The 7,594-nt window shown below is 69.2% G+C and carries 8 protein-coding genes and 1 pseudogene; 4 read left to right on the top strand and 5 right to left on the bottom strand.

Annotation, left to right across the window (positions count from 1 at the left end):
• Window positions 1-445, top strand: a pseudogene (locus O3X23_RS40275) (chlorophyllase); the annotation flags it as partial.
• Between the two features lie 68 nt (window positions 446-513).
• On the opposite strand, the gene O3X23_RS40280 reads toward O3X23_RS40275, so the two are convergent.
• Window positions 514-1,653, bottom strand: a complete 1,140-nt coding sequence (locus tag O3X23_RS40280; protein WP_269279069.1) for a serine hydrolase domain-containing protein — start codon at window positions 1,651-1,653, stop codon at window positions 514-516.
• Window positions 1,654-1,971: 318 nt separating this feature from the next.
• On the opposite strand from O3X23_RS40280, the gene O3X23_RS40285 reads away from it, so the two are divergent.
• Window positions 1,972-2,721 (top strand): SAM-dependent methyltransferase, encoded by a 750-nt coding sequence (locus O3X23_RS40285; protein ID WP_269279072.1) that lies wholly within the window; start codon window positions 1,972-1,974, stop codon window positions 2,719-2,721.
• On the opposite strand, the gene O3X23_RS40290 is transcribed toward O3X23_RS40285, so the two are convergent.
• On the bottom strand, window positions 2,664-2,921 hold the full coding sequence (locus tag O3X23_RS40290; protein ID WP_269279075.1) for a SulP family inorganic anion transporter: 258 nt from the start codon (window positions 2,919-2,921) through the stop codon (window positions 2,664-2,666). The genes O3X23_RS40285 and O3X23_RS40290 overlap by 58 nt on opposite strands.
• A 106-nt stretch (window positions 2,922-3,027) precedes the next feature.
• Window positions 3,028-4,857: an alkyl/aryl-sulfatase gene (locus O3X23_RS40295; protein WP_269279079.1), complete on the bottom strand. Its 1,830-nt coding sequence runs from the start codon at window positions 4,855-4,857 to the stop codon at window positions 3,028-3,030.
• 344 nt (window positions 4,858-5,201) lie between these two features.
• Between O3X23_RS40295 and O3X23_RS40300 the strand changes: the two genes are divergently transcribed.
• On the top strand, window positions 5,202-5,393 hold the full coding sequence (locus tag O3X23_RS40300) for a hypothetical protein (protein WP_269279082.1): 192 nt from the start codon (window positions 5,202-5,204) through the stop codon (window positions 5,391-5,393).
• 13 nt (window positions 5,394-5,406) lie between these two features.
• Window positions 5,407-6,348 (top strand): ATP-grasp ribosomal peptide maturase, encoded by a 942-nt coding sequence (gene tgmB, locus O3X23_RS40305; protein WP_269279085.1) that lies wholly within the window; start codon window positions 5,407-5,409, stop codon window positions 6,346-6,348.
• 204 nt (window positions 6,349-6,552) lie between these two features.
• Here tgmB and O3X23_RS40310 read toward each other — a convergent pair whose 3' ends face one another.
• Entirely contained in the window at window positions 6,553-7,068 is a 516-nt protein-coding gene (locus O3X23_RS40310) for a hypothetical protein (RefSeq protein ID WP_269279088.1), read from the bottom strand.
• A gap of 244 nt (window positions 7,069-7,312) precedes the next feature.
• Window positions 7,313-7,567 (bottom strand): hypothetical protein, encoded by a 255-nt coding sequence (locus O3X23_RS40315; RefSeq protein WP_269279091.1) that lies wholly within the window; start codon window positions 7,565-7,567, stop codon window positions 7,313-7,315.
• Between the last annotated feature and the right edge of the window lie 27 nt (window positions 7,568-7,594).

Here is a 7,594-nt window from a genome sequence, read left to right on the forward strand (position 1 = left end):
GTCCGACTCCCGGGTCATGGCCAGCATCCCGCTGGCCACGGCCGGCAAGGGCGGCGACGAACTGACCCCCTTCGCCCACGAATACCTTCCCTGGCTCCGCGACCAGGACTTCTCCCACATCACCGCCCCCGGACTGGTGGTCGCCGGCGACAAGGACGATCTCCCGCTCACCACCCGAGGACCCGCCTGGACAAGCGACCCCTACACCCTCAGCCGCGGCAACAAGAGCCTGCTCACCGTCTTCGGCGGCGAACACTTCCTCGGCGGCATCTCCGGCTACCGGGCAGCAGAGACCACCGACGAGGACCCCAGCCGCGTCGCCCTCGTCCAGCAGGTCACCCTCGCCTACCTACGCCACATCACCGGCATCGACCACACCGACTGGCAGATGGCCCGGACCGTCCTCGCCGACGCCCACACGCTGGGGCGGCTGGAGCATAAGTAACCCTCGGCGCGGTTGAATACACGCCTTCGTCCGCCCAGCGACCCCCGTAGGATCAACGCGGGGCGGCACTAGGAGCGCGGGCGGCACAGTTCCTGGTCCATGAGTGTGGTCATGGCCTGTTCGGTGTCTTGTCCGCCGTCGCTGCTGACGTACACCACGGCGGTCCGGGTCCCGTCTCGGGTGGCTCCACCCCAGGTGATGTAGCCGAGCAGTTCGCCCCGGTGTCCGAAGTAGTTGCCACCGCAGGACAACGGGATCTCGGCCAGGCCGAGTCCGTACCGTATGCCCAGCTCGGGCGCGTTCACGGTGGTCGTCATCGCGTCCAGTTGCGCCGGAGCCAGCAGGCGGCCGCCGAGCAGCGCGGCGTAGAACCGGTTCAGGTCGTGCGCGGTGCTGATGATCGATCCGGAGCCGACGGCCATGCTCGAATTGAGCACCGTCACGTCGGTGCTGCCGTCGAACGCGTAGCCGTGGGCGTGCGGGCCCAGGATGAACGGGAAGGAGCCGGGCGCACTGGTGTCCCTGAGGCCCAGGGGGCGGATGATCCGGTCGTTCACTTCCTGCACCCAACTCCGGCCGGTGACCTTTTGGGTGATCAGCGCGACGAGGAGGTAGTTGGTGTTGGCATACGCCCATGGTTCCTCGTGCGGGGCGACGCTGGGCGAGGGTTGCATGGCCAGCCGCACCAACTCCTCGATGGTGTAGGTGCGGAACCGCTCGGCTCGATAGCCGTCCGCGCTGGTCAACGCGGGTATGTCCGGTCCGGTGTCATGGATGCCGCTGGTGTGCTGCAGCAACTGCCGCACGGTGATCCGGTTGCCGTCGTTGCCGTTCCCCTGGACGACTCCGGGCAGCCAGTGCTCGACGGTGTCCTCCAGGGACATGCGCCCCTCGCCGACGAGTTGCAGTACGACCGTGGCGGTGAAGGTCTTGGTGGCGCTGCCGATCCGAAATCTGCCGTTCAGGGGCACCTGCTGCCTGGTTCCCTTCTCGGCCGCCCCCGCGCGCGCGACGTCCCGTGTCGTCGGTGACGTCACCTCGGCGGCCACACCAACGGCCCCGGTGTGGTGGACCGCATCCACCTGCTGCTGCAGCGGATCGGACGGCGGAGGCTTCGCCGCCGCCGTGCCGGTCGACGTGGCCAGGAGAACCGCGCCCAGGCTGCTCAGGACCAACAGGTCCCGCCGACGTCTCCCCGAATCCCGCATGATGATTCCCCGTCCTGTTCAAGCTGCCCGCGCGTTCAGCGATCAGGCTGTGGCCCCCGGTCTTCCGCTCCCGAAGCCGCTGGTCGACGACCATCCCACCAGCAAGGAAGGGATCGGCCCATCCGGCTCTCCCCCCGACGTGCCGATGCGCTGTCCTCAGGGCGATGCGGGGGGATCCCCCCGCAGAGGCGCTGAGGCAAGGGCTTCAAAAAACCAGGTCGCCGATCACGGCACTCGCCTCGCTGTCGATGTCGATCGGGACAGCTACCTGCCAATAACCGTGAGGCTCACGAGGCAGGCAGGCGGCAGGATGCCGTCATGGACCGTCAACGGATCAGCGCCATCGCCCACGCCGACCACCCCATCGCCGCCCCGCTCAGCGACGACTCGGTACACACGCTCCTCGACCGGGCCCTTCCGCGCGGGGAGGCTCGGCTCCTCGACCTCGGATGCGGATCGGGTACCTGGTTGGTGCGCGCACAGACCGCTCGCCCGGGCCTCCGCGCCGAAGGCGTCGACAACGCCGGCGAAACCATCGCCGCCGCCCGGCGCACCATCGCCGAAGCAGGGCTCGGTGACCGGATCGTCCTCCACGACCAGGACGCCGAAGGGTTCACCTCCCCGCACCGCTACGATCTGGTCCTCAGCATCGGCGCCACCCACGCCTTCGGCGGCCTGCTACCCACCCTGGAAGCAGCCCGCAGACATCTCGCCCCGGGCGGAAGCATCCTCCTCGGCGCATGCTTCTGGGAACGCGAACCCGGCCGGACAACCTTCGACTCCGGCTTCACCGCCGATGACTACGACGATCTCGCCACGACTGTCGACCGCATCGTGGCCGACGGTTGGACCCCCCTCCACGGGCATGTCAGCACCCTCCAGGAATGGGACGCCTACGAGTGGTCCTGGACCGGAACCCTCTCCCGGTGGGCCCTGGACCACCCCGAGCACCCCGACAGCGGCGAAGCCCTCAGGGCAGCGGCCGAACACCGCGAGACCTGGCTCCACGGCTACCGGGGCACCCTCGGATTCGTCACCCTGCTCCTGCGCCGGACGATCCAGCCGTAACCTCTGATCAACCTACGAAAGAGGTCGCGCCCGACCACGAGGAGACGGGATGTTCCGGACAGCGCGTAGGCGATCAGGGCCACCGGCGCGGCGTAGAAGGCGTTCTGCACCGGGACGCCGGCGATCTGCGCGTAGGCCTCGCACTCGGGAACGATCAGCGCCCACGCGGTCAGCGCACCGATCGCGTCCGTCCTCACCATCGAGGGTCGGTGTTTCGCTCACGGCCCGGCCCTTCCCATCAGTGGTGCGGTGAGCGGTTCTGGCGGCCGTCCGGCTGGGCCGGGCGGTGCGGATACTGCGACCGCCTCAGGGCGTGACGATCGGGAAGTCGGGGTCCGGGGTGTCCAGCAGCGCCATCAGTCGGGTGAGGACGCCCGGGTCGCCCTGATGGTCGATGCCGTCCAATCCGCGGCCGGCCAGCAATCCGAGCAGCTGGGGCTTGGTCAGGCGTACCGTGAAGTCGGCCGGCGCGGCGCCCGGCCGATCCTGGGGCGCCGCAGGGGCGGCGCGGTAGGTAAGAGCGCCGTTGGACAAGGAGATGCGCCAGGCGCGGTTCTCGTCCGTCAGGTGCCAGTCCATGGTCAGCTGCGTTTCCCAGGCCCGCGGCCCGTCGACCCTGACGGCCAGGGAGTCGATCAGCTGCTCGATCGTCAGGGCCATGGCCATCTCGGGATTGGTCGCGTCGAGCTCGGTCCGCCCGGGGGCACCCCGCAGCTCCTGGGCGCCGGTGAGGTAGAAGTTGCGCCAGGTCCCGTTCTCGGCTCCGTGGCCGAGCCGTTCGTAGACGGCGGCCAGGGCCTCCTTGGCAGCGGCGTGGTCGGGGTCGGTGAAGACGGCGTGGTTGAGGAGAGTCGCGGCAAAGCGCAGATCTCCGTCGGCCGCGTATTTCGTCCCCAGGGCAACGGTGGCGTCCACTCCGCCCAGACAGTCGACGTACCGCTGCGCCTGGTCCACCGGCGGATGCTCCCACAGGTGGGCGGGGTTGCCGTCGAACCAGCCCATGTATCTCTGGTAGATCGCTTTGACGTTGTGGCTGAGCGATCCGTAGTAGCCGCGTGTTGCCCAGGACTGCTCCATCGCCGGCGGCAGGGTCAGCTGCTCGGCGATCTCGGAGCCGACGAGGCCCTGGTTGAGCAGGCGCAGGGTCTGGTCGTGCAGGTAGGCGTACAGGTCGCGCTGGAGGGCCAGGAATGCGGTGATGTCCGCCTTGCCCCAGGTCGGCCAGTGGTGGGAGGCGAACGCGACATCTGCCTGGTCGCCGAAGAGCTCGATGGCCTCGTCCAGGTAGTGCGACCAGATCCTCGGGTCCCGCACGACGGCACCGCGCAGGGTCAGGATGTTGTGCATGTTGTGGGTGGCGTTCTCCGCCATGCACAGCGCCCGGTGATCGGGGAAGAGGAAGTTCATCTCGGAAGGCGCTTCGGTGCCGGGCGTGAGCTGGAAACTGATCCGCACTCCGTCGACCGTCTCCTCCTGGCCCGTATGGGTGACGTCCACGGTGGGTGCGACCAGGGTGATCGTGCCGAGCGAGGTCGTCATTCCCAGGCCTGCGCCGATCTGTCCGTCCGGGCCTTTGGGCAGCGTGGCACCGTACATGTAGGCGGCACGGCGCGTCATGGCGTTGCCGGCGTAGACGTTCTCGCTCACCGCGTGTTCCAGGAAACCGGCGGGGGCGATGACCGGGACCGGGTCGTGCCCGTGCGGCAGTACGCCCCGTGCTCCACCGAAGTGGTCACCGTGGGAGTGCGTGTAGATGAGCGCGGTCACCGGGCGCTCGCCGCGGTGCGCGCGGTACAGGGCCAGCGCGGCGGCGGCGGTCTCGGCGGAGATGAGTGGATCGATGACGATGACACCCTTGTCGCCCTCGACGATCGTCATGTTCGACAGATCCAGGCCACGGACCTGGTAGATCCCCTCGGTGACCTCGTACAGGCCCTGCCGGGCGCACAGCTGACCCTGCCGCCACAGGCTCGGATGGGCCGTGGGCGGACACTCCCCGTCCAGGAACGCGTAGACGTCGGAGTCCCAGACCACGCCACCGTCGGCAGCTTTGATCACCGCGGGTTCCAGCGCGGCGACAAATCCCCGGTCGGCGTCGTCGAAGTCCGTCGTGTCCGTGAAAGAGGGTGCCGTCATGCGGCTGATGCTGACAGCCACCCCCTCATTTCGCACCTTTTGACCGGATCGCCTACAGCGGGCGTCCGGGCGGGGCAGGTACCGGTCGGGCTCGGCGCCGTGGTCCAGCCGAGCCCTCGCGCCACCGCGCGACGACTCGGCAGTGTGCTCGCAGGCGGCGGCCCTCACCCTCAAGAGCCGGAATGTAACAGAGAGTCGCGAAGTAGCGCACTCCAAACACGCATAGTTACCTTCGTCACATCAGTAACGGGAACACGGCGGGCGCTGAACAAGTCTCATACGTAAAGCCGTAGTTGGGCATACGTGCCGGACGCCAGCCGGCCCGACGTGACAGAGGAGAAGCCATGCGAGCGTTCGCACTGATTCATGCCCGGCCAGCCACCCCGGACACCTTCCCCATCCTTTACACCTACAACTGCGCGCAGCAGCTCAACGTCCTGGCCGACGGACGACCCGTCATCAGTGACCCCGCGATGCTGCTCGCCACCGGCTCCACCGCCTCCACCGCCGGTTCCAAGACCCACTTCGACGACTGAGACCCCAGACGACATGACCGTCCTGATTCTGACCGTCCCGGAGGACGTGACAGCGGACCTGGTGGTGGCAGCCCTGCACGAGCGAGCAGTGCCGGTGGTGCGGCTGGACCCGGCAGCACTGCCCGGCGAGGTCTCCATGTCCACCGAGTACGTGCGCGGCGACATGCACGGCTTCCTGTCCGTACAGGGGCGTGTGGTGAGCATGAGCAGCCTGCGCTCGGTGTGGGTCCGGCGCCCCGGTACGCCGGGCGCGGGTACCGCGGAGCGCTCCGAGCAGCCGGAGTGGCTGACCACCGAGGCGGAGCGGGCCCTGTACGGGGCCCTGCGCTGTGTGTCCGCACCGTGGATGAACCATCCGGCCGCCGCCGAGCAGGCCCGCTACAAGCCCTGGCAGCTGTTCGCCGCGCACCGCGCGGGCTTCGCTGTGCCCGCCACACTGATCACGACGTTCCCGCAGGCGGCCCGACGGTTCGCCGAGCAGCACCCGGAGCTGGTGGTCAAGTCCGTCTCCGGCACCCATCCGGGAAACCCGCCGATGGTGCTGCCGACCACCATGGTCCCGCCGGACCCCGACTTCTCGTCGGTCTCGGCGGGACCCACCCTGCTCCAGGAATACGTTCGCAAGAGCGCCGACATCAGGCTGACCTGCGTGGGGGCACGGCAGTTCGCCGCCAGTAAGAAGGCAGGCCCGGACCAGGTGGACGGCCGCTTCGGCAGCCCCGAGGAGGCGCAGTGGCACCCGGTCGAACCGCCCCCGCGGATCACGCGGGCGGTCCGGGACTACATGGACCAGGCCGGACTCGCCTATGGTGCCTTCGACTTCGCGGAGGACGGTGACGGCACCTGGTGGTTCCTGGAGTGCAACCAGTCGGGCCAGTTCGGCTTCGTCGAGCTGGCGACCGGTCAGCCCATCACCGCGGCGATCGCCGACTGGCTCGCCCGTGAAGGAATCTGACTTCGCCGTGAACATCGACTCGACCCCCTCGCCCTGCACCCCGCTGCACCCAGGCCCGATACACGGACGCTCGCACAGCCCATTGCCCGGGGGGAAGGCGGGCGCTGAGCGGTCCGCCACGGCACCTGCGCCGCCGGCCCGGGAAAGGTTTGACCCGGCTCCTGCCGCTGGTCGGATCCGTCCCCCACTGTGCCCCGTCACGCGCTACGTCTCCTCGAGCGCCGCAGCGGCCGCGGCAACGAAGGGCCCGATCAGCCGAATGTAGGCGCGCAGCGTCCTTTGGAACTCCCGCCGGTTCTCCCGACAGCTGTTCTCGGCAGTGGCCGCCAGCGCGGTGGCGAGCGTCCCCGACATGATCAACAGATTCGCTGCGGCGACTTGCGCCGAGGACGGGCCCTCCAGATCGATCAGGGTCACGGTCCGCCGCAACTGCTTGTGCCGGTCCCGGTGCGCGGCCAGAGCCGCCGTACACCCGGTCGTCGACAGGCCGTCCACACCCCTCAGCTCGTCGGCGACCACCTGGGCCTGTTCGATGAGGTTGAGGTACGCGGCGCGGCGCGTCTGACGGACCCCGTCGCGGCGCTGCGCCTGTGTGGTGGCGCTGACCTGGATTCGCGCCGCGTCGGCGTTTCCCCTGCTGGTCAGCCAGCTCGCCAGCGAACTGGCCGCGATGGCCGTGACACCCGTCAGGCCGGCGATGAACAGCGAGTTGTCGGACATGCCCAGGATTCTGTCCAACAGGCCGCGCCGCGGCGGCCGTTTCACCGGAATGTTCCCGGGCGATCGTCTGGTCGTGACTCGGGCCCGTTGGCTGAACCGGGCCCACGTCACGACCTTGGCCCCGCTGCTGGCCCCCGCATTCAAGCCGAGCCGGGGGTGTACGACCGCCGGCGGCGTGCGGCGACGATCCGCTTCCAGGTGATCGCACGGTCACCCCGCGCCGGCCGGCCTCGGGCCGCCTCGGTCAGGAGCCGACCCCCAGGAGGGGTGGTGTGACGCCGGTTCCGTCGGGGTTGACGAGAACCCACCTGTCTCCGCGGCCGGGGATCAACTGCGGTGCCTCGGCCACGTCATCGGCGCCCTCGCGGATCAGCGGCCCTTCCGCGAGGTGTCCGGTGCGCGGGTCCAGGGAGCGGAGCCGCGCCCCCGCGAGGACGACCACCCGGTCCTCGGACAACCGGGTGAGAGCCGTGACCGGTCCGCCCGCCCCTCGGGTCATCCACTTCGATCTCTACACGCACTGCGG

It is taken from the genome of Streptomyces sp. H39-S7 (genome assembly GCF_027158205.1).
In the GTDB taxonomy this organism is placed as follows: Bacteria; Actinomycetota; Actinomycetes; order Streptomycetales; family Streptomycetaceae; genus Actinacidiphila.

Coding starts and splice junctions, on each gene's coding strand:
- O3X23_RS40290 (WP_269279075.1), bottom strand. CDS start 2,921: ATGGTGAGGACGGACGCGATCGGTGCGCTGACCGCGTGGGCGCTGATC.
- tgmB (WP_269279085.1), top strand. CDS start 5,407: ATGACCGTCCTGATTCTGACCGTCCCGGAGGACGTGACAGCGGACCTG.
- O3X23_RS40285 (WP_269279072.1), top strand. CDS start 1,972: ATGGACCGTCAACGGATCAGCGCCATCGCCCACGCCGACCACCCCATC.
- O3X23_RS40315 (WP_269279091.1), bottom strand. CDS start 7,567: ATGACCCGAGGGGCGGGCGGACCGGTCACGGCTCTCACCCGGTTGTCC.
- O3X23_RS40310 (WP_269279088.1), bottom strand. CDS start 7,068: ATGTCCGACAACTCGCTGTTCATCGCCGGCCTGACGGGTGTCACGGCC.
- O3X23_RS40295 (WP_269279079.1), bottom strand. CDS start 4,857: ATGACGGCACCCTCTTTCACGGACACGACGGACTTCGACGACGCCGAC.
- O3X23_RS40300 (WP_269279082.1), top strand. CDS start 5,202: ATGCGAGCGTTCGCACTGATTCATGCCCGGCCAGCCACCCCGGACACC.
- O3X23_RS40280 (WP_269279069.1), bottom strand. CDS start 1,653: ATGCGGGATTCGGGGAGACGTCGGCGGGACCTGTTGGTCCTGAGCAGC.